This window comes from Rhodococcus sp. WS3 (assembly GCF_003797085.1).
Classification (GTDB): domain Bacteria; phylum Actinomycetota; class Actinomycetes; order Mycobacteriales; family Mycobacteriaceae; genus Rhodococcus_F; species Rhodococcus_F globerula.
In genome coordinates, this window is the sequence record NZ_RKMA01000001.1 from 3026269 (window position 1) to 3052397 (window position 26129).

The window sequence follows — 26129 nt, forward strand, 5'->3', positions numbered from 1 at the left end:
ATGGCGAGGCGCTTTGACGGCCGCCGGGCGCTTGTCACCGGTTCCAGTCGTGGAATCGGTGCGGGCGTCGCAGAAAGACTGGCAGCGGAGGGTGCCGACGTGGCCCTCGTGGCTCGGACGCTCGGTGCCCATGCGACCCTGCCTGGCAGTCTCGAGGAGACTGCCGCTCGAATTGCGAAGTACGGAACCAAGGTCGAGATAGTGGTCGCGGATCTGACCGACGAGCAGCAGCGCGACACCGTCGTGGCTCAGGCAATCGAGAAGCTCGGCGGGACTATCGACATCTTGGTGAACAACGCGGCAGCAGCGATATACGCGCCGCTGTCCGAGTACCCGCTCCGTCGGCGGCGTGTGGTCTTCGAGGCAAACGTCCACGCGCCACTCGACCTGATGCAAGCCGTGATACCCGGCATGGTGGCAAACGGATACGGCTGGATCGTCAATGTGTCCAGTGGAACCACGAAACAGTGGCAAGGTCCGCCGTTCTCCTTGATCGAACCGGGAACCGCGATGACTGTGTACGGCGCCTCCAAGTCCGCGCTGAACCGCATCAGCAACGGAATGGGTGTCGAACTCTACGGCGAGGGCGTGCGCGTCAACACGATCGAACCGCGGGCAGCGGTGCTCAGTGAGGGCGCAAGAGTCCTGGTCGGTGAGACTATTCGGCCGGATCAGGTCGAATCTATGGAACAAATGGTGGAAGCGGTCACGGCGCTGTGTGATTGCGACACCGAGTTCACCGCGCGTTCGTGCGTCAGCTTGGACCTGATCGACGAGTGGGCGTTGACCGTGCGCGGTCTGGACGGAACTGCATTACCGGACACAACAGCACTACCGGACTTGACAGCATTACGAACCGAGGAGTTGGCATGAAGCCCGTCATCGTGGACGCAGCACGAACACCGTTCGGCAAGCGTGAGGGATGGCTGTCCGGTGTTCACGCGGCGGAACTGTTGGGTTATGCGCAGTCCGGTGTGCTGGATCGGGTGGGAGTGGATCCGAAGGCTGTCGACCAGGTCATCGGTGGCTGCGTCACGCCGCTCGGTGAACAGTTCGGCAATATCGTGCGGACATCCTGGATGCATGCCGGGCTTCCGCTGAAGGCCGGCTGCACCACGATCGACGCTCAGTGCGGAACCGCGCAGCAGTCGGTGCAGTTGCTGGCGGGCCAGATTGCCATCGGAGCCGTCGACGTGGGTGTGGCCTGCGGGGTGGAACTGATGTCGCGGGCTCCGCTCACCTACAAGGTGGGCACCGGTCTCGGAACGCCGCGGCCCGAGTCGTGGTCACTCGATACCGTCGATCAGTACACCGCAGCAGACCGTATTGCCGTCAAACGTGGTTTCAGCCGCGAGGATCTCGACGCCTTCGGGCTGCGCTCGCAACAGCGGGCCGCTGCAGCGTGGGACGCCGGCCGATTCGACTCGCATATCATCGACGTGGTGGTTCCAGGGTCGGACACTCCGGTTCACCGTGATCAGGGACTGCGCGAGTCGAGCCTGGAAGGGCTCGCCAAGCTGCGCACCGTTCAAGAGGGTGGATTGCACACCGCTGGAACGTCTTCGCAGGTCTCGGACGGTGCGAGTGCTGCTCTGCTGATGTCGGCAACTCGCGCTTCGGCACTGGGCGTGCGGCCGCGGGCCCGGATACTGGCGCAATGCGTCATCGGCGGCGACACCGAGTTCATGCTCGACGGTCCCGTGGACGCCGCGTCCATCGTGTTGGAACGCACGGGCCTGACGATCGCCGACATTGATCTTTTCGAGGTCAACGAAGCGTTTGCCTCGGTGCCCATGTCCTTTGCGCAAGCACACGGCGTCGACCACGACCTGCTGAACGTCAACGGTGGCGCCATTGCGCTCGGTCACCCGGCCGGGGCAACCGGTATTCGTCTGCTGGCCAATGCGATCGACGAATTGGAACGACGCGACAAGTCCATCGCCCTCATCGCGATCTGCGCGTCGGCCGCAACCACCTGTCTGATTCTCGAACGTATCTGACGCCGAAGTAGAAACCGAAGATTGAGGAACCCACCATGGCACTGTCCCTGCTCGAAGACCACCGTGATCTCGCCGAAGCGGTAGCCGCGTTTGCGGCCCGCAACAGCGCAGTTGCCGATACCCGAGCCAATTTCACGCGCTACGCAGCCGGCGAGCAACCGGATTCCTGGAAGGCGTTGGTCAGCCAGGGTCTGCATGCGGTGCATCTGCCGGAGGAATACGGCGGGGACGGTGCCGGTCTTGCAGAACTTGCAGTGGTCGTCGAGCAGTTGGGAATGACGCTCTACCCCGGATCGTATGTTCCGACTGTCATCACCGGTGGAGTCCTTGCGGCCGGTTCCGGTAGCGCGGCGGCAACCATGCTGGGCGAGTTGGGAAATGGTGCCACCGGTGCAGTCTGCAGCGGTTCTCTGGTCGCGGAGCGCTCGGCCGCCGGGTGGACTGTCAGTGGTACTGCCGACCCCGCCCTTGGCCTGCCCGGCGCGGATGTCGTTCTGGTACAGGCTCGTAGCAGCGAAGGTGCGCTGTGGTTCCGGCTTACGCCGGCAGCCACCGCGGTAGTGGAGGTCGAGGACGGAATCGACCTGACACGCTCCATCGGTACGTTGACTCTGACCGAGCATCAGGTGTCGGCCGCGGAGGTTGTCGACGGATTATCGCCGCATCGCGTCGAGTTGATCGTCAATACCGTGTACGCCGCCGAGGCCAGCGGGCTTGCGGGTTGGGCGCTGCGCACAGCAGTCGAGTACGTCAAGACTCGGGTTCAGTTCGGCAGCCCGGTAGGCAGCTTCCAGGCCGTGCAGCACAAAGCGGCCATGATGCTCGTGCGTTCCGAAATTGCCTGTGCAGCAGCCTGGGACGCAGCCCGGTCGGAAGAACACGACGTGGACCAGCAGACGCTCGTTTCCGCTCAGGCTGCTCTTGCGGCGTTGCCGATCGGGATCGAGAACGCACTCGAATGTGTCACGTTGCTCGGCGGCGTCGGCTTCACCTGGGAGCACGACGCGCATCTGTACTGGCGTCGCGCGCTCAGCATCGCGGCTGTTGTCGGTGCGGAGGAGAGGTGGGCACACACACTGGGTGAGCGCTCGGCTGACGCGGTTCGTGACTTCTCGTTTGTCGATCCCGACATGTTGCCGGACTTGCGGGCTGAAGTACGTCGGGTGTTTGCCGACGTGGAACTGCTGCCAGACGACGGAACCACCGACGCGAGTTGGGCTCCGGCCAAGGGAAGCGCCAGGCGTGCTCGTTTTGCCGAGGCCAAACTGGTTGCCCCGCATTACCGCGAACCCTACGGTTTGGGGGCAGGTCCCCAGGAACAGGCAGTGATCGCTCACGAGTTCGCCACGCGTGGATGGGCGCAACCGTCCACAGTGATCGGCGAATGGGTGCTGCCGACGATTCTCGAACACGGCAATGCCGAGCAGCAGGACAGGTTCGTCGACCCGACTCTGCGCGCAGACATCATCTGGTGCCAACTCTTCAGCGAGCCGGGAGCAGGCTCCGACCTGGCCGGATTGAGCACCAAGGCGCGCAAGGTGGACGGCGGCTGGGTCATCTCGGGGCAGAAGGTCTGGAACTCGGGTGCGCACGAAGCGGACTGGGGCGTCTGCCTCGCCCGCACCGACGCGGATGCTCCGAAACATCGTGGGCTGTCGTACTTCTTGGTCGACATGACGTCGGCGGGCATCGACGTCCGGCCGCTCAAGCAGTCCACCGGCAAGTCGGAGTTCAACGAGGTGTTCCTGGACGACGTGTTCGTCCCGGACGAGTGCCTGGTTGCCGAACCGGGACAGGGCTGGAAGCTTGCAGCGACCACACTGTCCAACGAACGTCTGAGCATGGGTTCGCGTCTGCATCACGGTTCGAGTGAGCAGTTCCGTCAGGTTATCGCCGACGGTAGTCACGACTGCTCGCGCGAGGATGCAGTGGAAGGTCTGGGGCGCAGTATTTCTCGCGAACTGGCACTATCCGCCATGAACCTGCGCGGCGTTTCGGCCCGACTGGCCGGTCAAGAACCCGGCGCCGAGATCAGCGTCTCCAAGGTATACAACGCACTGGCCCAACGTGAGGGTTCGCGAGATCTGCTCCGTTTGCTGGGACCACGTGCGGCAGTGGTCGATCCCCGTGCCAACTACGGCATCGATCACATCGGTTTGCCATCGATTCTCTTCGGCGGCGGAACCGTCGAAATTCAACTCAATGTCATCGCGCAGCGCGTTCTCGGCCTGCCGCGCTCCTAGCCATATTCTCGAGGAGTCTTACTCATGTACCTGGATTTGTCAGAGGAGTCGAAGACTCTGCGCAAGGAATTGCGCGCGTACTTCGCCGAAATCATCAACGACGAGGATCGCCGCGCGTTGGTCGATCAGACCGAAGGCGGACCCGTCTTCGATCGCATCCTGCGCCAGATGGGCAAGGACGGCTGGTTGGGCTTGGGGTGGCCGGAAGAATTCGGTGGCCGCGGGGAGAACCCCGAAGCTCTGTACGTGTTCTACGACGAGGTGATTCGCGCCAATGCACCGCTGTCGCTTGTCACGCTGAACACGGTTGGCCCCGCGTTGATCAAGCATGGAACCCAGGCGCAGAAGGACTTCTTCCTGCGCCCGATCCTGGCCGGCGAGTTGATCTTTGCCATCGGCTACACCGAGCCCAACGCCGGTACCGACCTCGCTGCTCTCGAAACGCGAGCTCGCATCGAGGGTGACGAGCTTGTCATCAACGGCAACAAGATCTTCACCAGCGCCGGCGTCTTTGCCGACTGGGTGTGGCTGGCCGTGCGCACCGATCCGGATGCCCCGACACATCAGGGCATTTCGGTGGTACTGGTACCGACAAGCGCTCCCGGATTCTCCGTTACGGAAATCCACACCGTTGGCGGAATCAGCACCTCGGCAACCTATTACGAAGATGTGCGGGTACCGCTCACCAACGTTGTCGGTGAACTCAATCAGGGTTGGAAGCTCATCACCAACCAGCTCAACCACGAGCGGGTTGCCTTGGCCGCCCGCGGTGGTATCGCCAACGAGCTTTTTGCCGAGGTGGTCGAGTGGGCGAAGACGGAACCGGCCGGTGACGGCCACGTCTACGACATCCCATGGGTCCGGGAAAAGCTGGCAGAGGTCTACGCGCTGCTCAGTGCAGCCGATCTGATGAACTTGCGACTCGTTGCCGACGTTGCCGCAAACACCTTGGGCGGTGGTGATTCTGCTGCCGCCAAGATCTTCGGCACCGAAGCCGTCGTGACTACGTACGGAATGCTGCAGGAAGTGCTGGGAGCCAAGGGATTGCTGCGTCCGGGAACTCCGGGTGCAGTGCTCGAAGGCCGCGTCGAGAACCTCGGCCGACGCGCTCAGAACAACACCTTCGGCGGTGGCACCAACGAAGTCATGCGTGAAATTGTCGCGGCCAAGTGCCTGGGTATGACGCTTGCTGCGCGTCGTCGCCCGGCTGCAACACCGAACGAAAAGAGCTGACATGGAATTCGAATTCGACGACAATCTGTCCGCGGTGCGGGATCTGAGTGAATCGATCTTTGCTGCGAAGTCCGGAGTCGACCGACTACGTACGGTGGAGAGTGCAGGCGGCTTCGACGCCGACCTGTGGAAGGTGCTGGCCGATTCCGACGTTCTGGGAATCGCCCTGCCCGAAGAGGTGGGCGGCGCGGGGCTCGGAATGCTTGGGCTCGCTGCAGTTCTCGAGCAGCAGGGTCGACGCGTTGCGCAGGTACCGCTGTGGTCGGTCGTCGCAACGGCGGCGCTGCCGATCGCAGAGTTCGGCAGCGAAGAGCAGAAAGCATCGTGGCTTCCAGGACTGCTCGACGGTTCCGTGATTGTCACCGGCGCGTTCGACATCGGACACGGTGCCAACCTGCGGGTGCGGGCAGAGGCAACGGGTGACGGATGGACGCTGCGCGGAACCGTCGATTCGGTGTCCGCTGCTGACGTTGCCGACGCTGTGGTTGTTCCGGTGGCGATGCCCGACGGCGGAACCAGCGTGATGATCGTGCGCACCGATCGTCTTTCGCGCACCACGTTGAACGTGACAAACCGTGAAAGTAACAGCACTGTGCAGTTCGACGGGGCCACCGTCAGCGCCGCTGACGTTCTGCCTGGCGACGGCACTGCCACTTACGAATGGACGCTGCGCCGAGCACGGGTTGCTCTGGCAGCCTTGGCTGTTGGGGTGTGCGAAGAGGCGCTGGCCATGGCAGCAAAGTACACCTCGGAGCGTATCCAGTTCGGTCGACCCATCTCCACCAACCAGGCTGTGTCCGTCCGGGCCGCCGACGCGTATCTCGATACCGAGAGCATCCGACTGACCGCGCAACGCGCGGCCTGGCTGATGGACACCGGAGTGGAGAGTGAAGCGGAAGCTGCTGCACTGGTAGCCAAGTGGTGGGCATCGCGCGGTGGACTCCGAGTTGTTCACGCAACGCAGCATCTGCACGGCGGTATCGGCGCTGATGTCGACTACCCGATCCATCGCTACTTCCTGTGGGGGCGTCAGATCGCCTTCTCGCTCGGGAGCGCAGGCGCGATCGGCATGGAACTGGGCAATGTTCTGGAGAAGGGTGCTTCGATCGGCGCACCTGTATGACCACGGGGGAGAACCTGGCGGTGCGCGTGCTGCGCGCACCCCAGGGTCTTCCACAGGCGGAAGACTTTTCGGTCGAGATGGCTTCCATTCAGCAGCCGCAAGACGGTGAGGTGTTGTTCCGGGCTTGCTATCTGGCGATCGATCCCAGCGCCAGGCGGCGCCTACCGTCCGCTGACGGACGCCCAGGACCGCTCGGCGCGGTGGCCGGGATCGGCGACATCGTGCTGGCAGGGGTGAGCCCTCCGCAGGCAGGCCTCGACGGTGCGTTGGTTGGTGAGGTTGTCACGTCACGCCACCCGGATTTTGTGCCAGGAGACCTGGTTCGTGGCGGAAATACGTGGCAGGTCTTTCACACGGTCCGAGGCGAGCACCTGGACTTGTTGGAGCCACGTCAGGGATTTCGACTGGAAGCGGAACTGGGAGTACTCGGTAGGCCGGGATTTGTGGCGTACTGCGGACTGCACTTCGCGTCGACGCTCGAAGCCGGTATGACGGTGGTCATCTCGGCTGCGGGTGGCGCCGTCGGGATGGTGGCCGGACAATTGGCTACGCTGGCCGGCGCCCGCGTCGTGGGCATCGCAAGTGGTGACAAGGTCGCCTACGTCGTGAACGAACTCGGTTTTGCAGACTGCATCGATCGGACCGACGAGACGATCGCTGCGGGACTGGCGAGGACCTGCCCGGATGGCGTCGACCTGTATTTCGACAATGTCGGCGGTGAGACGCTGGCCGCGGTGTTCGAGCAGCTCAACGACTTCGGTCAGGTTGTGGTGTGCGGCATGGCAAGTGAGTACAACGGCGCCGAAGCCGACTTCGGGCCACCACTGCGCCCGGTTCTTCGCAAGCGACTGAAAATTCAAGGCTTTGTGGTGTACGACCATTACGAGCATTATCCGCGCTACCGCGAGTGGGCAATCGAACAACTCGACGCAAGGCGGTTGCGTTATCGCGAGGACGTCGTAGACGGGTTGGAGAATGCCCCGCAGGCGTTGGAAAACGTACTGACCGGCCGGAACCGAGGCCGTCAGCTTGTACAACTTGGTCCTCTGCCACAAATTCTGCGGTAGTGGACGCGTCAAGGAAACCAGCCCGACACGGTGGTCGGGGAAATGGAAGGTGTAACGCATGACGAATGACAGCACCACATTCACAGGCCTCGCGGTCGTCACGGGAGCCAGCCGGGGAATCGGCCGGGCGATTGCGAGACGCATTGCAGCAGAGGGAATACCCGTCGCGGCAGTATCGCGCACATTGCGGGCGGGCGACGGAAGCCTGCAAGGCTCGCTCGAGGAAACCGTCGGATTGATCAATGCGGCAGGAGGAACCGCGAAAAGCTTTGCCGTCGATCTGGGGACTCCTGAACTCGATCGCGCCGCACTGATCGCGCGGATCGAGGACAGCTTCGGACGACCGGTGAGCATCCTCGTCAACAACGTGGCTGCGTCGCGGCGCTACGAGACACTGTTTGCGGACATGCCGCGAGAGTGGTTCTACGACTCCGTCGAAACGAACGTGTGGAACACCTGGGACCTGATGAAGGCGGTCATCCCGAGCATGCGCGCGAACGGCGCGGGGTGGATCGTCAACATCTCGTCCCGGCAGGCCGGGCCACGCGTCGGGCCGCCTTTTGCGCCGCATCCGCTGGCCGGATCAGTGCTGTACGGCGGAACGAAGGCGATGATGGACCGGATCAGCACGGGATCCGCGATGGAGCTGTACAGCGACAACATTGCGGTGAATTCGCTTGCGCCCAACCGTGGCGTCGCAACCGAGCACGCTGCCGCAGCGGTTCCGGGATGGCCGTCCGAACCCGAGGACACGATGGCCGAAGCGGCACTCCTGCTCTGCACTGCTGAACCGTCCGAGGTAACCGGCCGCGTCGCATACAGTCTGCCCCTGCTCAAAGAGTTCGGTCGTTCCGTACATGCGCTCGACGGCAGTGGTCTGCTCGCCGGCTGGCAGCCCGACGACCTCGACGAGGACGGCTTCCCCGGGGACTATCTCACCTTCAACCCGCCCGCCCCGGTGCCGGCTGAACTACTGAAGTAAGGAGCGACGTGGATACGTACGCAGAAATCATTCGAAGCCGCGCCGAGGACGACAAAGTTGGACTTCGATACGAGGACACTTCGTGGTCGTGGCGTGAGGTGGTGCAGGAAAGTGCCGATCGTGCAGCGGCATTGACGTCGTTGGTGCCGCAACCAGGCGACCGTCAGATCCACGTGGGCATCCTGCTCGAGAATGTTCCGGACTTCGTATTCTGGCTGGGCGCCGGACCTTTGGCCGGCGCGGCCGTTGTCGGTATCAACGCCAGTCGCAGTGGCGCGGAGCTGGCACATGACATCAGCCACGGAGACGTGGACGTCGTCATCACCGAGAACGCCTTGGCGCATCTCGTCGACGGCACGGGCCACGGTCTGCCACCCGAGCGCATCCTGAACATCGACAGCCCCGAGTACGCCGACTTCCTGGCGCCGTTCCGCGGAGCAGCACTACCCGAGACTGTGCCGACACCGGAAGAAAAAGCGTTGCTGCTCTTCAGTTCCGGTTCGACGGGTGCACCGAAGGCCGTGATCGTCGGACAGGGACGGCTGGCACGCTTGACAGCTGCCATGGTCGATCGGGTATCGCTGCGCCGCGATTCCGTGACCTACCTGTGCATGCCGCTCTTCCACGGCAACGCGGTGATGTTGAACCTGGCGCCGGCGATGTGCGTCGGCGCGACGGTTGCCATGACAAGGAAGTTCTCGGCCAGCAAGTTCGGTCCGGATATCCACCGCTACGGCGTCACGTACGTCAACTATGTCGGCCGGGCACTGTCGTACACGTTGAGCAGCCCCGAGGATCCCCGGGATGCGCAGAGCACCCTGGAGTTGGCCTTCGGCACCGAGGCGTCGGAAACCGACGTCCGACGATTCTCCGAGCGGTACGGATGCACCGTGATGGAGGGCTACGGGCTCAGCGAAGGGGTGTTCCGGATCGGGCGCACACCGCAGACGCCCCGGGACTCTCTGGGTATTCCGCAGAACGGTCTCGACATCCGGGTTCTCGACGAAGCGACAGGTATCGAATGCCCGCCTGCGGAATTCGACAGCGACGGTCGTCTGGTCAACGCCGAGGCGATCGGTGAGATGGTGGCAATCGGCCTGGCTCACACGTTCGAGGGGTACTACAAGAACCCCGGGGCGATGGCGGATCGAGTCAAGGGCGCCGATTTCTGGTCCGGCGACCTGGCCTACCGTGACAGCGACGGCTACTTCTATTTTGCCGGACGGTCCTCCGACTGGTTGCGCGTGGACAGCGAGAACTTCTCTGCCGCGCCGGTTGAGCGTGTCTTGCAACGGGTTCCGGGAGTGGCTGCCGCTCCGATCTTCGCCGTTCCGGACCCGCGGACCGGTGACCAGGTCATGGTTGTGGTCGAGATGGAAGACGGCGTGAGCTTCGACCCCAAGAGCTTCGGTGATTTCCTCGACGAGCAGCCGGACATGGGCGCAAAGTGGTGGCCACGATTCGTTCGGGTCATCGATCGGTTGCCCCTGACCGGAAGCAACAAGGTCAACAAAACGCCGCTACGGCGCGCAGCTTGGGCCACAGACGATTCCGTGTACACCAGGGTGGGACGAACGCGTGAGTACGTCTTACTCGACGACGGTGGCCGAGACGCCATAGAAGCGGAATTTCGCGCACACGGCCGATTGGCGATGTTGCCGAGCTAGCGTGCTGTGCGCCTTTGTTAACCGCGGGCGGTTGACAAAGGCGCACAGTGGTTAGGTGCCAGTTGTATCCAGTTCGATGATGCTGCTCGCGGAATAGGTTTGTCCCGCAGGTAGTTCAGCGACATAGGGCACCAGCTGATCTGCGAACTCTTCTACTGTGAAGACCCCGTCCGCGGCAACAAACTTCTGTTGCACGGTGGGCGGGGCCATCAACGCCACCATGTCGCCGTAGACGACAAACACCTGGCCGTTGATCGTCTGTGCTGCCGGAGTTGCCAGGAAAGAGACGAAGGTAGCAACACGTTCGGGTGCCATGATGTCGAGTCCCGTATCCGGTTCACCGTCGGCAAAGACGCCTGCCGTCATCTCGGTGCGGGCACGTGGGCAGATCGCGTTGGCGGTGACGCCGTACTTCGCCAGTCCACGTGAGGTGGACAGCGTCAGTGCAACGATGCCCGCTTTGGCGGCAGCGTAATTGGCTTGACCAGCACCGCCGAGCAGAAACGCTTCGGACGCCGTGTTGATGACGCGTCCGTACACCGGGCCACCAGCAGCCTTGCCCGCGGCGCGCCAATGCACCGCAGCCGAGCGGGAGAGCGCCGCATGGCCTTTGAGGTGAATCGCGATGACGTCGTCCCACTGCTTCTCGGTCATGTTGAAGAGCATCGCGTCGCGGGTGATTCCGGCATTGTTGACCACGATGTCCAAGCTGCCGAAGGTATCGACCGCGGCTTCCACCAGGCGATCTCCCAGCGACCAGTCGCTGACGTCGCCGGTCACCGCAATAGCCCGGGATCCGAGAGCTTCGATTTCGCGCACGACATCGTCTGCAGCGGAACCGATGTCGTTGACCACGACACTGGCACCGCGAGCGGCCAATGCGAGTGCTTCGGTGCGGCCCAAGCCGGCTCCGGCGCCGGTGACGACAGCGGTGCGGCCGGTAAGCGAGGTATCAACTGAGTTAGGCAAGAGCTGGCTCCCTGGGTAGTCCGAGAATGAGTTCGCCGATCTGGTTGCGGAGGATTTCCGACGTACCACCGGCGATGGTCTGGAAGCGCACTTCCAGAAAACTATGATGGACAGGCCTTTTCAGTTCGCTGCCTGCGGGCAGGAAGCCGGAGAGCAGCAGTCCGGCGTCGGCGAGTCGCTGACCGTGTTCGCTGCCGACGAGTTTCAGGACCGCGCCCTCGGGGCCCGGTCCTGCGCCGAGCACCGCGAGTTCCGCGATTCGGGTGGTCAATGCCCGCAGCGCCAGATCCTCGGCAACCAGGTCGGCCACCGTGTCATCCATGCCCGAGTTCTGTTCGCGCACCACGGTGAACAGATCGTGGATGCTGTAGGTGACGCCAAGACCGAGTCGTTCCCGGCCTATGGTGACACGCTCGTTTCCGAGTGCGGATCGCGCAACTCCCCAGCCGCCGTTGACTTCACCGAGCACATCGGCATCGGGAACAAACACGTCGTCGAGGAAAACCTCGGAGAAATGCGAATCGCCGGTGATCTGCTTGATCGGACGTACCTGCACTCCTGGCGCAGACATGTCGATCAGCATCATGGTGATGCCCTTGTGCTTTCGTGCCTCCGGGTCGGTGCGAACAGTTGCCATGCCGTGCGTGGAGGTCACGCCGCCGCTGGTCCAGGTCTTCTGGCCGTTGGCAATCCAGCCGCCGTCGACGCGCCGCGCCCTGGTAGTGATGCCTGCTGCGTCGGAACCGGCGCCGGGTTCGCTGAACAGCTGGCACCATTTCACGGTGCCCATGAGGCTGGCGTCGACAAAGCGTTCGTGTTGCTCCGCGGTGCCGTGTCCGACAACGGTGAGGAGCACCCATTCACCGATTCCGTACTGCGGCAACTCGAGTGCCGACAGTTCCTCCTCCAGAACCAACTGCTCAACGGCGCCCGCGCCGCGGCCCCACGGCTTCGGCCAATGGGGAACGGCATAACCCGAGTCGACGAGTAGGCGTCGAAGCTGATCAGCAGGTGCCGCGACGGCTTCTTTGACGAAAGCCCGAGCCTGCGTGCGGTACTCGTCGGCCTCGGCGGGCAGTTCGATGCTCGATTCGCGTCGGATCCCGGCGGCGGTGGCGTCGGCGATATCGGCTCGCGCGACAACGGGGGAGAAGGAGGCGTTCAGGGCGCCCGCACGACGCAGATACAGGTGGGCGTCGTGCTCCCACGTGTAGCCGATTCCGCCGTGCACCTGGATGCACTTCTGCGCTACCCGCATGGCGGCGGGGAGGGCGGTCACCACGGCAACAGCTGCGGCGAGGGCGCTCTGATCCTTGTTGTCGGAGGCTGCCTGGGCCGCATCCCACGCTGCAGCGGTCGACATTTCGCGGTCCACGAGCATGTTGGCAAGGATGTGCTTTACCGACTGGAAGGAGCCGATTGCGCGGCCGAAAGCAAAGCGGGCCTTGGCATATTCGCCAGCCAGGTTCGTGGCCGCGGTGATCACGCCCGCGGCTTCGGCAGCCGCCAGGGTGCGTCCGATCGACACTGCGTTGGCACTCGCGCCGGGCAGAACCGCGACGGCGTCGACGCTACCGTTTGTGGTCACCGCAGAGAGCGGGCGCGTCGGATCGAGCGTCGGAGCTCCGGTGATCTGTACCTGTTCGCGCCGTAGTACAACAACGTCCTCACCGATCGCGACCAGAAGAATGTCGGCCATCGCAGCGCACAGAACCTCGACAGGTTCGGCAATCTCGACACTGACGCCCGATAGGGTGACCGTCGCGGCGATTCCGACTGCTGCGACAGCGGTTCCGTCGATCAGACCCGGAAGCAGTTCGGCCTGTTGTTCGATAGCTCCTGCCGCGGCAATCACCGCCGATGCCCACACCGTCGGAAGCAGCGGCCCGGGAGTCACCGCGGATCCCAATTCTTCTACCACCACGGACAATTCAGGCAAGCCGAACCCGGCGCCACCGTATTCCTCCGGCAGGTGGACGCCCAACCAGCCAAGCTCGGCGAAAGTCGACCACCCCGACGGCAATTCGTGCGTCGGATTGTCGAGACTCTCGCGAGCCTCGGCGAGTGGGTCCGCTCGCGAGATGTAACTGCGAACCGACTGCGCAAGAGCGCGCTGGTCTTCGGAAAGTGCAATGGACATGGAGAACTACCTCGTTACGCGACTGAGCCCGCAGGCTGATTGTCACTGCCGCAGGACTACCGCAGACAGGAGTTGTTCCCTCTACACGTATCACGACAAACCCGGCTGTAGTGGACAATCTCGCTGAGTGGGTCCAGCGCATCCGCTATCGGAGCGCTACTCTGCGAACCGTGAGTCGTATCAATTCATTCATCCGGCCGTTGGTTCCCCGTGATCCGCATGAGGCACATCGAGTAGCCACACCACTCGAACTGCTGACGGACCTGTGCTTTGTCGTGGCAGTTGCCCAGGCAGCCACGGGCCTTCACCACGCGATCAGTGAAGGGCACGCGGCCACAGGTGTCGGGCACTTCGCGATGGCGTTCTTCGCAATCTGGTGGACGTGGCTCAACTTCACGTGGTTTGCCTCCGCCTACGACAACGACGACGGCATTGCGCGACTTCTGACGATCTTCCAGATTCTGGGCGCGCTGGTACTGGCAGCCGGGATTCCGCGCTTCTTCGACAACGATCCTCTGCTGATCATTCTCGGCTACGTCATCATGCGAATAGCCCTGGTGATTCAATGGGTTCGAGTGTCGAGGAACGATCCCGAACACGCACTCACCGCCCGCAGATACGCCCTCGGTATCGTGCTCGTTCAACTCGGGTGGATCGGCTTCTACTTTGTACCGGCCGCGATCTACGTCCCGACGTTCCTGTTCCTGGTGCTGTGCGAATTTGCCGTGCCGGTGTGGTCGGAGAAGCCGGGAATGACGCCCTGGCATCCACACCACATCGCCGAGCGGTACTCACTGTTCTTCATCATCGTTCTCGGCGAAACGATTCTGTCCACCACCGTCGCGATTCAGGACGCGGTGTCCGGTGAACATCCGGCGGCCAAAGTGGCGTACGTCGTGGTCGGCGGAATCCTGATCGTCTTCAGCCTGTGGTGGCTGTACTTCCAGCGAAACGCCGGCGACGCTCTCGGCGGCGACAACGTCTCGCCCTTCGTCTGGGGTTTCGGGCACTACTTCATCTTTGCGTCCGCCGCTGCCATCGGTGCCGGCCTGGCTTCCCGCGTCGACTATTGGACCGGCCACGCCGAAGGCAGCGCGTTGGTGACCGGTGCGGCCGTCACGGTGCCGGTGGCCATCATCTTGGCAGCGCTGTGGTTCATTCACATCCGCTTGCACGATTCGTCGACGCGAACCCTCGTGCCATTCGGCGTCGCTATTGCGGTGATCCTGGGCGGTACTTTCACCGCCGTCCCGGAATTGGTGGCCGGTCTGGCCTGCGCGGCACTGCTGGCAGTGGAGTTGGTTCTCACCGAGGGAACGAAGGACTCTGCCGCGCACTGATCGCGAGGCGTGTTCTCGAAATGACGACCAGAGTAAGGCCGTCGGTTCAGTCTCGCATCGTCGAAAATCCAGATCCCAGGCGCAGATCCAGATTTCCGACGATGCGTTGCAAACCGAGTCTCTACAGACACCACACGGGAGTCGGAGAAGGTCCGCCCAATGACCTCGTTGCCGTTCTCGACGTCCTCGGAGTTTCAGCTGCCGGGACTACTCGACCTTGTCGAGGTCGACTCCCTTGGTCTCGCGGCTTGCCAACAGGGCGATCACAGTGATCGACATCGTGATCACCAGGTAACCCACGACCATGCCGACGCCGTGGTTCTCGATGAGCCAGATGGCGATGAACGGGGCGGGCGCACCGGCGAGGATCGACGAACCTTGGAACACCAGCGAGGAGCCGGCATAACGGTAGCGGGTCGGGAACAACTCGGTGATCCAGGCTGCTTCCGGGCCGGCGAGCATGCCGTGGAACAGTGCGCCGACGCACACACCGAGCCACAGCATCGGAAGACTCTCGAGCTGCACGAGCCAGAAGAAGACCGGCGCCCAGATCATGAGGACGACAGCGGGCACGAGCATTGCGATGCGGCGGCCGACACGGTCGGACCACGCTCCGCCACCGATCATGCCAACGAACTGGAACACCGAGGCGAAGGTAACGGCCATGATGACATCGCCGCGCGCAAAGTCGAAATATGTGGTGGCGTAAGCGATAACGAAGATCGTGTAGATGTAGAAAGCGATGTTTTCACCGATGCGCATACCGAGACCGATGAGCACCACACTCGGTCGCGACAAGGCTTCGACAATGCTCGAGCGTTCTTCCTGCGGAGCCTGTGCGGCTTGCTCCTGTGCGGCCTTGAACACAGGCGATTCCTCGACGCCGCGGCGCACCCAGAAGCCGATGGCGAGCAGCGGGATCGCGAACAGGAAGGCGATGCGCCAACCCCACTGGTCGAACGCCTCGTCCGGGACTGCGAATACGAGAATCGAGACCACGACAGTGGCCAGAACCGTACCCATCGGAGCACCGGCCTGCGGCCACGAGGCCCAGAAACCGCGACGCTTGGGTTCGCCGTACTCACTGACCAGCAGCACTGCGGCACCGAACTCGCCGCCGAGCGCGAAGCCCTGGATCATGCGCAGTACCACCAACCCGACAGTGGCCCAGATGCCCACCTGTTCGTAGGTGGGTAGCAATCCGATCGCGGCAGTCGCCGTACCCAGCAGAATGAAGGTGGTCACCAGCATCGGCTTGCGGCCGTACTTGTCGCCAAGGTGCCCGAATACGATGCCGCCGAGCGGCCGGGCAACGAAGCCCAGGCCCTGGGTGGCGAGTGCGAGCAGCAGCTTCGCAACGCCGCTGTCGCCCGGGAAGAAAAGCGGCCCCAGTACGGTTGCGGCGAGGATGCCGTAGATCGCGAAGTCATACCACTCGAGAACGGCACCAGCCATGCTGCCGGTCAGTACGCGCTTGAAACTACTGCGGGGAACGGCGTCGCTGACGGGAGGTTCTTCCAGGTCGGAGACCTGGGTTGTCTGTGATCCCATGAGGATCCTTTCGGGTCGGGCAGAAACGGGGAAATGTGGGTCAGAGCGCGAGTGTGATCTTCTGTCCGCAGGCGCGCGAGCAGCAGGTCATCATCGATTTATTCTGAGCGCGTTCGGTTTTCGTGAGCACCATGTCTCGGTGATCCACCGCGCCGTCGAGTACGGGGGCCTCGCACGATCCGCACAGGCCTTCCTCGCAATCGCTGGGGATGTCGATATTGGAGGCACGCAACGCGTCGAGGACGGTCTGATCGGCAGCGACCTGGATTGTCAGACCTGAGTCGCGGAGTTCGACCTCGAACGCGTGCTCGTTGGACGGGTCGAGTGTCGCGAGCGTCGAGGTGAAATGCTCGACGTGCAGCGAGTCTTCCGGCCAGTGCGCAGTAGCCTCCTCGAGCGCGGAGAGCAGTCGTTCAGGACCACAGGAGTAGATCTGAGTGTGTGCCGTCGCAGTGGAGAACACTGTCGCGATGTCGAGACGGTTGCCCAAGGCGCTGGAATGCACGACAAGGTGGTCGCTGTGATCGGCATTCAGCCTGTCGAGCATCGCCATCGTGGCGACATCGCGTCCGCAGTAATGGATCTCGTAGTCCTTGCCGGCGGCCTTGGCGTGATCGGCCATTGTCACGATCGGCGTGATACCGATGCCGCCTGCCACGAAGACGTAGCGCTCGGCAGCCGGATCGAGCTTGAAATGGTTGCGGGGCCCACGCATCTTGAGGGTGTTTCCGGCTTCGAGAGTGTGATGCACGTAGCGCGAGCCGCCCCGGCTCTCGGACTCTTCGCGCACGGCGATCTCGTAGCGGGACAGATCGTGAGGGTTGCCGCACAGCGAGTACTGCCGCGTCAGATCGCCGAGATCGATGTCGATGTGCGCGCCCGGCGTCCACTTCGGAAGTGCTTTGCCGGAAGGATCGGAAAGGGTCACCGTGACCACGCCGTCGGCGGCGGGAGTGATCGCCTCCACTCGCACCGTGCGCGAGATATTGGTCTTGGACGGCTCGCCGACCTTCACGGGCTGTCGTCGCAGGAGAATCGAAGCATCGCGGAGTTCAGGGTTTGCGTCCGGATTCCACTGCACCCAAACATGATCCGGACCTCTGAATGAGGTGTTCGGTAGGTAGGTGAACTCCTGATCGGGGACGAGTTCCAGGTGTGGGAGTCGTGTGGTGATCTCCTCGAGGAAGATCTGCATCTCCATACGAGCCAGATTCTTGCCCATGCACTGATGGCTGCCGTAGCCGAAAGTGAGGTGATCGCTGGAGTTCTCGCGACGGATGTCGAACTCGTCCCCGCTCTCGAAATGGCGGTCGTCGCGGTTCGCGGACGATGTGACGATCAGGAGCTTGGAGCCCTTCGGGATGTCGATGTCGCCGATTCGGGTGTCGGCAGTGGCCAGTCGGCGCCACGCGGCAACTGAGCCAGAATGCCGCAGGCACTCCTCGACGGCGTTCGGGATCAGACTGGGATCCTCACAGATCTCCTGCCACACGCTCCGATTTTCGAGCAACAAGCGGAATGCGTTGGCTGATGCGTTGGCGGTGGTCTCATGAGCGGCAACGATTCCCGCCATCATCATCGAGTGCAGATAGGAGTCGGTGACGACCTCCGGTTGTTCCTTCTGAACGCGGAGACCATAGGGCATCCAGCCGTGGCCGGAGGGATCCTTGCGCATCTTTTCGAGCACCGTGCCTGCGTACTGCCAGAACTTGCCTACGGCTTCGGCGACCGCGACCTGTTCCTCGGGTGCAGGTCGGCCCCAGGTGTTGACGGTGTGCGCGATCGAGTACTTGCGTAGGTCGTCCATGTCCTCCTCCGGCACGCCGAGGAAGTGCAGCGCCACGGTGAGCGGGACCTCCCACAGCATTTCGTCGACGAGGTCGACCTTGCCTGAGTTCACGAAGCGGTCGACGTACTCGCGGACGAGGCGCCGAACCATCGGCTCGTGGTGCACGAGTTCCGCCGGTGTGAACGGATCCATCAATGCGCGGCGACGCGGCATGTGCGCCGGCTCGTCTTCGTTCACCAGGGTGCGCGACATCGCGTAGTCGTATTTGGCGAGGGTGGCGGTGGCTTCCTCCGAGACAGGGGTGATCTTCTCCAGTGCGATGGACGGCGAGAACAGGATGTTGTCGCGGAAGACGGCCTTGACGTCCGAATAACGAGTGACGACCCAGTAGCCGATTTCGGGACTGAAGAACACGGGCTCCTCGTCACGGGACCAGCGCAGCGACGCAGCGGGGTCCACCTGGTAGTCGCCGCCGAAGGGATTGAAGCTGGCTGCCTTTCCGGATACCGGACATCCCGAGTTAAGAGCCGCATGATCGATCGGGCATCCGTTCATGACTTCTGACATCTCTATAAACCGTCCTGAACTGTGAAGTTACTAATAGCGCACATAGTGTGCTTTGAGCGCACTTCGCACAGGGTAAGTGAGGTCACATTCAAAGGTCAAGATGGCTGAAAAACACAGTCGGGCGAAGATTTCCCCGACGGAACGATCAGGCAGAGATGAGGCGTTCGAGTTCTCGCGCTGTGGTCATCACGGCTTGGGCAGCGAGTTCGGTGTCGAGACCGTCGATCGCCACGACGCCGACGCTGCGCTCGAGGTTCGTAGCCGATCCGAGGTTCTCCGGCAGTGCAATCCCGGAGGCAATGCCGATGGCGCCGTGCTCGAGTTGCCCCACAGTCAGGCTGTATCCGTCCTTGCGTGCCCGTTTGACCTCTTCGGAATCAGACGCAGCGTCGGGCCGCATGGCCAATATCGCGATACCGGCAGCACCCTTGTCGAGGGGGTGTCGCGTGCCGGTTCTGTATCCCACTCGGATGAGAGTGTCTTCGGGTTCGGCGACCATCAGTACAACGCAATCCTGGCCTTGCGCAACGGATATGAAGGCGGTTGCACGCGTGGTGTTTGCCAGTGAGTGGAGTAGGGACTGCCCGTCCCGGTTGAGCTGTGGCTCGAAGCAAGAACCGAGAACCGCGGCTCCGACACCAAGACGAATCCGTCCATCCTCGATGCGAGCGATCAGCGAATGTGCTTCGAGTGTCGAAACGATGCGATAGCAGATGGCTCGGTGCACGTCGAGCTCACGAGCAAGGTCCGCAACCGAAATCCCGTTCGGGAACTGGGCAATGATGTCGAGCGCACGCAGCCCACGATCCAGAGTTTGCAGGGTACTCATTGGCGTCCTGTTCGTGGTCGGGCGGTCCGTGTCGACTTTACGTTTCCAGGCGCCCTGGTGCGGTAAGCAGAAGTGCCGGGATGCAGAAGCGCTCCAACTCTACAGATCAGCGAACCGAGAGTCGTTCCTTGCGAAGCTGATCGACCTCGGGCAGGTGCAGGGGCTCGAGTGAGTCCACGCCCAGAGCGCGCATCAGTAACAGGTCCGCCAACTCGGGATTGCGGGCCAGGACCGGTCCGTGCATGTACGTGCCGATGACGGAACCCTGGGTGACGCCCTCCAGGCCGTCGCCGACACCGTTGCCGACACCGTGCGTGACGCGTGCGAAGCCGGACGCGTCGGCGCCGAGAGTGGTTCCACCACGATGGTTTTCGAATCCAGACAGCGGTGCGGTGAGCCCCTTGATCAAGGGCTTCGTGATGACTTCACCGATCGAGCGCTTTTCCTGCGGTGCGGTCGTGACGTCGAGCATCGACACGCCGTCGACGCGCTCGCCGCTCGAGGTTTCGTACCAGTTGCCCAGAACCTGGATGGCAGCGCAGATAGCGAGGACGGGTGCGCCGCGCTCGGCTGCGCGCTGCAGTCCGGGGTATTTCGCGAGATGCCGGGTAGCGAGGCGCTGCGCAGAATCCTCAGCACCGCCGAGGGCGTAGACGTCGAGTGAATCCGGCACCGGGTCGTTGAGCGTGATGTCGACGATCTCGGCGTCGTAGCCGCGCATGCGCAGGCGCTGACGCAGGATCAGGGCGTTACCGCCGTCGCCGTAGGTGCCCATGACGTCGGGGAGGACAAGCCCGATGCGCACTGTCGAATCAGACATCGCGAGTCTCCTTGGCGATTGCGGTGTTCAGATCGCGGAATGCCGTGTAGTTGGCAAGAACTTCGACGCGACCGGGCGGGCAGGAAGCAATGGCGCGCAAGGGATCCGGCTCCAAGGTGTGCTCGACGCCGGCGTAGGTGAGGCGCACTGCGAGGTCGGTTCCGCGCTCACCCGCTGCGACTACCTTGACGCCTTCGAAGTGTTCGAACTTCACGTCCCACAGCCAGGAGAGATCCTCGCCGTCGGGGACCTGCCCGTTCACGGCGATGACCAAGCCGTCGACGGAAGGGTCGATCATCGACAGTGCTTCCTGCCAGCCGGCGGGATTCTTCGCGAGGAGCATGTGGACGGAATGGGAGCCCACCTGGACGGTGCTGTATCGCCCGGCAACTTCCTGGACCGTCGACGCGGCGGCAACTGCGCCGACCGGATCCGCGCCCAAGGCCACTGCAGCAGCGACGGCCTGAGCTGCGTTGCCGCGGTTGGCTTTTCCGGGAAGCGTCAGCGTCATCGGAATCTTCAAGCCATCAGGGCCGTAGAGATTGTCGTCGTCGAGCCACCACGCCGGCTCGGGCCGCGCGAAGTCCGAACCGGTACTGCGCCAGTGCTTTCCCTCCCACACGATGGGTTCGCCGGTGCGCGGGCAGCTGACGGAATCGCTTGCCCAGCCGCCGCCGGCCGCAACCCACACGACGTTGGGGGCGTCGTATGCCACGGAGGTGACCAGCACGTCGTCACAGTTGGCGACGATGACCGCTTTCGGGTGCGCGTTGACGCATGCCCGCAGTTTGCGTTCGATCATGTTGATCTCGCCGACGCGGTCCAGCTGATCGCGGCTCAGATTCAGGAGCACGATCACTTCGGGGTTCACGGCGTCGGCGACATGGGGAACGTGAAGTTCGTCGACTTCGAGTGCCGCGACCGGCGCGTTCATCCGGTTTGCCAGTGCCGCGACGATTCCGGCGTCCATGTTGGCGCCGTCGGCCTGTGTTGCTACGTCACCAAGCGTCGCGAGTGCCGCTGCCGTCATGCGCGTTGTTGTCGACTTGCCGTTGGTGCCGGTGACGACAACGGTTCGCTTCCCGCGTCCGAGTTGGGTCATCAGCGTCGGGTCGATCTTGAGGGCGATGAGCCCACCGATCATGGAGCCCTTGCCGCGGCCGGCTTTCTGCGATGCCCAGGAGGCTGTGGCGGCAGCGCGCAGGGCGAGCTTTCCGCGTGTCGTGATCGATAGTCCAGTTCCCACGGCCCGAGTTTGGCACAGCGCGCCGTCAGACTTCGAGTCGTGCAGGTGCTTGTCGTACGGGTGTGTTCGACGGAACAGCGGCCCTGGGGGTGCGTCGGATCTGGGCGGCGCTTGCCCCGGCGATCACGACTACGGCTCCCACCAGTGACAATGCGCTGGGATTTTCGTGCAGGAACAGCCAGGATGCGCCGATTCCCACTACCGGGACGAGCAGCGAGAGTGGTGCGACCGTGCCTGCGGGATAGCGTCCCATCAGGATGGTCCAGATGCCCGACCCGGCGATGGTGCCGATCAACACGATGTACGCGAGTCCGATCAGCGCCGGCCACCCGTCGGCACTGAACGAGGTTCCGAGGGCCTCCCAGCCCGTGCTCGGACCTTCGACGGCAGCGGACAGGGCAAGCATCGGCAGCGGAGGAATGACGCACATCCACAACATCAGGCGCATGGGCGCTGGGTCCCCGGTGGTACCCGCGGCCGCGAGGCGGCTACCGAGGTTGCCGAAAGCCCAGGACAAGCCGGCCAGCAGGGTCAGGATCACTGGTAACAACGCGGCCTGGTGCGAGCGATCCCATCCGATCAGGGCCATGCCCGCCACGGCAACACCGATGCCGGACACCTGCCACGCGCTGAGCTTCTCCCGCAACAGAACTGCGCCCAGCAGAACAGTGAAGGGAGCGGACGACTGCAGGACCAACGAGGCGAGACCGGTCGGCATACCCGTGTGCATCGCCCAGTACAGGAAGACGAATTGGCCGAAACCGAAACCGAAGCCGTAGAGCAACAGCCATCGCGCCGGAACCTGAGGGCGCGGCACGAAGATCATCACGGGAATCGCGATGAGCAAAAAGCGCAGCGCGGCGAAGAAGTACGGCGGGAAGTGGTCGAGTCCCACCCGGATCGCCAGGAAGTTCAATCCCCACATGATCGCGACGGTCAATCCGAGAAGGCGGTCGCGAGGAGTCATGTCGTTAATCGTGAGCTGTGTAAAGCATCAGGACAAGCGAATAAAGATGGACCATTAATGTAGTTTTTCTACATGGATGCAACCCGGTTGAGAGTGCTGCGTGAGCTGGCGGACAGAGGAACGGTCGGAAGCACCGCCGACGCCCTCTCCATGACTCCGTCCGCAGTCTCGCAGCAGCTCAAGATCCTCGCCCGCGAGGCCGGTGTGCCGCTCCTGGAACCGGACGGGCGCAAACTCAGGCTCACCGACGCCGGCCGTGCGTTGGTGCTGCGCGCCGACGACGTGGTGGCCGCTCTCGAACGTGCGGACGCGGAGATGGCGTCGTACCGGGGTTCGCCGCGAGGCAAGGTGCGGGTGGCGTTCTTTCCGTCCGGGGCGGCGCTGCTGCTGCCCAGGGTGTTGACGGCACTCGAAGGGTCCGGCGTCGACATCGATGCGTGCGACGTGGATCAGCCGGCGTCTGCGGTGCCGCGGCTTCTGGCCGATCACGACGTGATCCTCACCCATCGCGACGAACGCGCTGCGGAGACGTCGTTTCCGCGGGTGAGCGTGCAGCCTCTGATGCGTGAGCCCATCGACTTGGTGCTGCGGCCGGATCATCCTCTGGCAAAGCAGGATTCGGTTCGGTTGGATCAGTTGGTGGACGAGAACTGGATCAGTGTGCGCGGAGGATTTCCGGTCGACGACGTACTGATGTCAGTCGCGGCTGTTACCGGTGTGCAACCTCGCGTCGGACATCGGATAAACGATTTCCGGGTTATCGAGGAGCTGGTCGCCGCCGGACACGGAGTGGCGTTGATGCCGCGGCACGCGATCACACATCCTGCAGTGTCGAGGAAACCGATCGCCGGTGTGCGTGCTGCCCGGGTCTATGAATTGGCCACGCGATTGCACGCCGATCGAAGTCCCGCGATCGCAGTGGTGCTCGCGGCGTTCCGCGACGTTGCACGGGCCGTCGGAGAATAAACAAAACGGGAGCGACACGATTAGTGCCGCTCCCGCTTTGATGGTGCAACCTGCAATTGAACTGAAGATGAATCAGGCTGCCAGAGCCTTGGCCTTCAAGGAGGCGAATTCGTCTTCGGTAATGGTGCCGGCGTCGAGAAGTGCCTTCGCGTCTGCGATTGCCTCGGCGGGAGACTTACCCGCTACCTCACGAATGTAGCTGTCCTGTGCCTGCTTGACCTGGTGCGCTGCCTCCATGGAGCGCTGAGCCATACCGTCGCTCTTGACGATCAGGTAGATGAGCGCCGTGAGCCAGGGAATGACGAAGAGGAAGAATACCCAGATAGCCTTCTTCCAGCCTGAAGTCTTGTGGTCGCGGAACAGGTCCGTAATGATTGAGAACAGCAGAATCAGGTATGCGACGAACGCAAAACTGACGAGTATCACCCAGAGGAAATCCCAGAAGGAATCCATGTCGAGCCCCATTTCGCAGGTCGGAATTGTCTGAGATGAACTATCTCACGCGGTGACCACATCCGCATCATCCTCAAAGGATGAAATAACGGTAATGAATTCTTTGATATCCGATTCAGGACGTACGTCGTTCATCGAAAATCGATGTGAAGTTCAGACAAGTGTGGCTCCTATCCGAATGGATAGGAGCCACACTCAACAGTTGTCCTAGCTAGCGCGGTTAACTGCCGAAACCACTGCTCGCAGCGACGCCGTCGTAATCGAGGTAGCGATACCGACGCCCCAGACGACGGTGCTCTGACCGTCGGGGCCGGTCACGGCGCACTCGACGTATGCGGCAGCCTGAGCGTCGTCACCAGCGGACATGGCGTGCTCGGAGTAATCGAGAACGCGAACGTCGAAGTTGATGCTTCCCAGAGCGTCGACAAAGGCAGCGAGCGGGCCGTTACCGGTACCCGAGATCTCCTGCTCCTTGCCGTTCACCTTTACGATCGCGGTGATCGCATCAGTGCCACCGTCCTCCTCGGACGCGGTGACCTTCTGCTTCATGCGCTCGAGCGGGCGGACGGGAGCCAGGTACTCCTCGTGGAAGACGTCCCACATTTCCTTCGGCGAAACCTCGCCGCCCTCGCCGTCGGTGATCTTCTGGACGGACTGCGAGAACTCGATCTGCAGACGACGCGGCAGCACCAGACCGTGATCGGCCTTCATGATGTACGCGACGCCACCCTTGCCGGACTGCGAGTTCACGCGGATGACGGCCTCGTAGCTGCGGCCGACGTCCTTGGGGTCGATGGGCAGGTACGGAACCTGCCACACGATGTCGTCGACGTCGGCGTTCTGGCCGTCGGCGTCGATCTTCATGGCGTCGAGGCCCTTGTTGATGGCGTCCTGGTGACTACCGGAGAACGCGGTGTAGACCAGGTCGCCGCCGTACGGATGACGCTCGTGGACGGGCAGTTGGTTGCAGTACTCGACCGTACGACGGATCTCGTCGATGTTGGAGAAGTCGATCTGCGGGTCGACGCCACGCGTGAACATGTTCAGGGCGAGGGTGACCAGGCAGACGTTGCCGGTGCGCTCGCCGTTGCCGAAAAGGCAGCCTTCGATGCGGTCGGCGCCGGCCTGGTAGCCCAGCTCGGCTGCAGCGACGCCGGTGCCGCGGTCGTTGTGGGGGTGCAGCGACAGGATGACCGAGTCGCGGCGAGCCAGGTTGCGGTGCATCCACTCGATGGAGTCGGCGTACACGTTGGGCGTGGCCATCTCGACCGTCGCGGGCAGGTTCAGGATCACCGGGTTTGCCGGCGTGGCACCCAGGGTTTCGGTGACGGCGTCACATACTTCCTTGGCGTACTCCAGCTCGGTGCCTGTGTAGGACTCGGGGGAGTACTCCCATCGCCAGTTGGTGTCCGGGTACTTCTTCGACTCGGCGAGCACCAGTTCGGCGGCGTCGGTGGCGATCTTCTTGATCGTGGCCTTGTCGGCGCGGAAGACGACACGACGCTGCAGGATCGAGGTGGAGTTGTAGAAGTGCACGATCGCGTTCTCAGCGCCTTCACACGCCTCGAACGTGCGCTTGATCAGCTCGGGACGCGACTGCGTCAGCACCTGGATGGTGACATCGGACGGGATTGCGCCGTCTTCGATGATTTCGCGGACGAAGTCGAAGTCCGTCTGGCTTGCCGACGGGAAGCCGACCTCGATCTCCTTGTAACCCATCCGGACCAGCAGATCGAACATACGACGCTTACGCGCCGGGCTCATCGGGTCGATCAGGGCCTGGTTGCCGTCACGCAGGTCCACCGCGCACCACTGCGGGGCGCGGTCGATGACTTTGTCCGGCCAAGTGCGGTCCGGCAGCGTGACCGTTTCGACTTCTTCGGAGAATGGCCGGTAACGGAACGTGGGCATCGACGAGTTCTTCTGCGTGTTCCACGCAGGCTGGTCGGCCGGTGCCGGCTTGGTGGGAGGCGTGATAATGCGAGTGCCGGTGGTGAATGCGTCAGCGGGGGACATGGGGTGATCTCCAACGATTGTGGACCCGGCCTGATGACCTGTTGGTCAAGACCGAAAGTCCGGAAGGCTTGGTCGACCGGCGCACACAAAACCCCGCGACGGGAGGCCAGTCTGGATCAGACCCCGTCGCGGCAACCAAGAAGGAGTGCGCGCTGCATGCA

20 protein-coding genes are annotated in these 26129 nt (G+C 63.0%); 10 read left to right on the plus strand and 10 right to left on the minus strand.

What is annotated here, in order from left to right:
• The 8 genes from EEB13_RS13765 to EEB13_RS13800 are packed head-to-tail and all read left to right on the plus strand — an operon-like array spanning position 1 to position 10315.
• Complete coding sequence (locus tag EEB13_RS13765; RefSeq protein WP_141485464.1) at positions 1-873, plus strand: SDR family NAD(P)-dependent oxidoreductase; 873 nt, start codon at positions 1-3, stop codon at positions 871-873.
• On the plus strand, positions 870-2000 hold the full coding sequence (locus EEB13_RS13770) for a steroid 3-ketoacyl-CoA thiolase (protein ID WP_033235878.1): 1131 nt from the start codon (positions 870-872) through the stop codon (positions 1998-2000). The genes EEB13_RS13765 and EEB13_RS13770 overlap by 4 nt, the downstream gene beginning before the upstream one ends.
• A gap of 35 nt (positions 2001-2035) precedes the next feature.
• A complete protein-coding gene (locus EEB13_RS13775) occupies positions 2036-4243 on the plus strand; it encodes an acyl-CoA dehydrogenase (RefSeq protein ID WP_141485465.1) in 2208 nt (735 codons plus the stop codon).
• A gap of 24 nt (positions 4244-4267) precedes the next feature.
• A complete protein-coding gene (locus tag EEB13_RS13780) occupies positions 4268-5476 on the plus strand; it encodes an acyl-CoA dehydrogenase family protein (RefSeq protein ID WP_033235880.1) in 1209 nt (402 codons plus the stop codon).
• Position 5477: 1 nt separating this feature from the next.
• Entirely contained in the window at positions 5478-6599 is a 1122-nt protein-coding gene (locus EEB13_RS13785; RefSeq protein WP_092805798.1) for an acyl-CoA dehydrogenase family protein, read from the plus strand.
• A complete protein-coding gene (locus EEB13_RS13790; protein WP_141485466.1) occupies positions 6596-7666 on the plus strand; it encodes an MDR family NADP-dependent oxidoreductase in 1071 nt (356 codons plus the stop codon). Before EEB13_RS13785 ends, EEB13_RS13790 begins: the two co-directional genes overlap by 4 nt.
• Before the next feature lie 58 nt (positions 7667-7724).
• Positions 7725-8648: an SDR family NAD(P)-dependent oxidoreductase gene (locus tag EEB13_RS13795; protein WP_095887717.1), complete on the plus strand. Its 924-nt coding sequence runs from the start codon at positions 7725-7727 to the stop codon at positions 8646-8648.
• 8 nt (positions 8649-8656) lie between these two features.
• Positions 8657-10315, plus strand: coding sequence for an AMP-binding protein (locus EEB13_RS13800; RefSeq protein ID WP_045066513.1), 1659 nt, complete (start codon positions 8657-8659; stop codon positions 10313-10315).
• 51 nt (positions 10316-10366) lie between these two features.
• On the opposite strand, the gene EEB13_RS13805 is transcribed toward EEB13_RS13800, so the two are convergent.
• Entirely contained in the window at positions 10367-11284 is a 918-nt protein-coding gene (locus tag EEB13_RS13805) for a 3-oxoacyl-ACP reductase (protein ID WP_141485467.1), read from the minus strand.
• Positions 11277-13424 (minus strand): acyl-CoA dehydrogenase, encoded by a 2148-nt coding sequence (locus tag EEB13_RS13810; protein ID WP_141485468.1) that lies wholly within the window; start codon positions 13422-13424, stop codon positions 11277-11279. Before EEB13_RS13810 ends, EEB13_RS13805 begins: the two co-directional genes overlap by 8 nt.
• A gap of 170 nt (positions 13425-13594) precedes the next feature.
• On the opposite strand from EEB13_RS13810, the gene EEB13_RS13815 reads away from it, so the two are divergent.
• On the plus strand, positions 13595-14764 hold the full coding sequence (locus EEB13_RS13815) for a low temperature requirement protein A (RefSeq protein ID WP_095888105.1): 1170 nt from the start codon (positions 13595-13597) through the stop codon (positions 14762-14764).
• 207 nt (positions 14765-14971) lie between these two features.
• Here EEB13_RS13815 and EEB13_RS13820 read toward each other — a convergent pair whose 3' ends face one another.
• The 6 genes from EEB13_RS13820 to EEB13_RS13845 all read right to left on the minus strand — a co-directional run bounded on the left by EEB13_RS13820 (position 14972) and on the right by EEB13_RS13845 (position 22533).
• On the minus strand, positions 14972-16315 hold the full coding sequence (locus EEB13_RS13820) for an MFS transporter (RefSeq protein WP_045066516.1): 1344 nt from the start codon (positions 16313-16315) through the stop codon (positions 14972-14974).
• A 40-nt stretch (positions 16316-16355) separates the two neighbouring features.
• Entirely contained in the window at positions 16356-18659 is a 2304-nt protein-coding gene (locus tag EEB13_RS13825) for a cytochrome P450/oxidoreductase (RefSeq protein ID WP_141485615.1), read from the minus strand.
• A gap of 157 nt (positions 18660-18816) precedes the next feature.
• On the minus strand, positions 18817-19500 hold the full coding sequence (locus EEB13_RS13830; RefSeq protein WP_141485469.1) for an IclR family transcriptional regulator: 684 nt from the start codon (positions 19498-19500) through the stop codon (positions 18817-18819).
• 106 nt (positions 19501-19606) lie between these two features.
• Positions 19607-20320, minus strand: a complete 714-nt coding sequence (locus EEB13_RS13835; RefSeq protein ID WP_033235887.1) for a type 1 glutamine amidotransferase — start codon at positions 20318-20320, stop codon at positions 19607-19609.
• The gene (locus tag EEB13_RS13840; protein WP_141485470.1) at positions 20313-21566 is read right to left on the minus strand and encodes a Mur ligase family protein; all 1254 of its coding nucleotides are present in this window, start codon (positions 21564-21566) and stop codon (positions 20313-20315) included. The genes EEB13_RS13835 and EEB13_RS13840 overlap by 8 nt, the downstream gene beginning before the upstream one ends.
• Positions 21567-21591: 25 nt before the next feature.
• Entirely contained in the window at positions 21592-22533 is a 942-nt protein-coding gene (locus tag EEB13_RS13845; RefSeq protein ID WP_141485471.1) for an EamA family transporter, read from the minus strand.
• A 72-nt stretch (positions 22534-22605) separates the two neighbouring features.
• On the opposite strand from EEB13_RS13845, the gene EEB13_RS13850 reads away from it, so the two are divergent.
• Positions 22606-23499: a LysR family transcriptional regulator gene (locus EEB13_RS13850; RefSeq protein WP_033235890.1), complete on the plus strand. Its 894-nt coding sequence runs from the start codon at positions 22606-22608 to the stop codon at positions 23497-23499.
• 72 nt (positions 23500-23571) lie between these two features.
• Here EEB13_RS13850 and EEB13_RS13855 read toward each other — a convergent pair whose 3' ends face one another.
• On the minus strand, positions 23572-23952 hold the full coding sequence (locus EEB13_RS13855) for an SHOCT domain-containing protein (protein WP_033235891.1): 381 nt from the start codon (positions 23950-23952) through the stop codon (positions 23572-23574).
• A 207-nt stretch (positions 23953-24159) separates the two neighbouring features.
• On the minus strand, positions 24160-25968 hold the full coding sequence (gene leuA, locus EEB13_RS13860; protein ID WP_033235892.1) for a 2-isopropylmalate synthase: 1809 nt from the start codon (positions 25966-25968) through the stop codon (positions 24160-24162).
• Positions 25969-26129 lie beyond the last annotated feature (161 nt).

Bases quoted from the DNA above. Each gene is read 5' to 3' on its own strand.
- EEB13_RS13765 (WP_141485464.1), top strand. From the start codon at position 1: ATGGCGAGGCGCTTTGACGGCCGCCGGGCGCTTGTCACCGGTTCCAGT.
- EEB13_RS13770 (WP_033235878.1), top strand. From the start codon at position 870: ATGAAGCCCGTCATCGTGGACGCAGCACGAACACCGTTCGGCAAGCGT.
- EEB13_RS13775 (WP_141485465.1), top strand. From the start codon at position 2,036: ATGGCACTGTCCCTGCTCGAAGACCACCGTGATCTCGCCGAAGCGGTA.
- EEB13_RS13780 (WP_033235880.1), top strand. From the start codon at position 4,268: ATGTACCTGGATTTGTCAGAGGAGTCGAAGACTCTGCGCAAGGAATTG.
- EEB13_RS13785 (WP_092805798.1), top strand. From the start codon at position 5,478: ATGGAATTCGAATTCGACGACAATCTGTCCGCGGTGCGGGATCTGAGT.
- EEB13_RS13790 (WP_141485466.1), top strand. From the start codon at position 6,596: ATGACCACGGGGGAGAACCTGGCGGTGCGCGTGCTGCGCGCACCCCAG.
- EEB13_RS13795 (WP_095887717.1), top strand. From the start codon at position 7,725: ATGACGAATGACAGCACCACATTCACAGGCCTCGCGGTCGTCACGGGA.
- EEB13_RS13810 (WP_141485468.1), bottom strand. From the start codon at position 13,424: ATGTCCATTGCACTTTCCGAAGACCAGCGCGCTCTTGCGCAGTCGGTT.
- EEB13_RS13820 (WP_045066516.1), bottom strand. From the start codon at position 16,315: ATGGGATCACAGACAACCCAGGTCTCCGACCTGGAAGAACCTCCCGTC.
- EEB13_RS13825 (WP_141485615.1), bottom strand. From the start codon at position 18,659: ATGAACGGATGCCCGATCGATCATGCGGCTCTTAACTCGGGATGTCCG.
- EEB13_RS13830 (WP_141485469.1), bottom strand. From the start codon at position 19,500: ATGAGTACCCTGCAAACTCTGGATCGTGGGCTGCGTGCGCTCGACATC.
- EEB13_RS13835 (WP_033235887.1), bottom strand. From the start codon at position 20,320: ATGTCTGATTCGACAGTGCGCATCGGGCTTGTCCTCCCCGACGTCATG.
- EEB13_RS13845 (WP_141485471.1), bottom strand. From the start codon at position 22,533: ATGACTCCTCGCGACCGCCTTCTCGGATTGACCGTCGCGATCATGTGG.
- EEB13_RS13850 (WP_033235890.1), top strand. From the start codon at position 22,606: ATGGATGCAACCCGGTTGAGAGTGCTGCGTGAGCTGGCGGACAGAGGA.
- EEB13_RS13855 (WP_033235891.1), bottom strand. From the start codon at position 23,952: ATGGATTCCTTCTGGGATTTCCTCTGGGTGATACTCGTCAGTTTTGCG.
- leuA (WP_033235892.1), bottom strand. From the start codon at position 25,968: ATGTCCCCCGCTGACGCATTCACCACCGGCACTCGCATTATCACGCCT.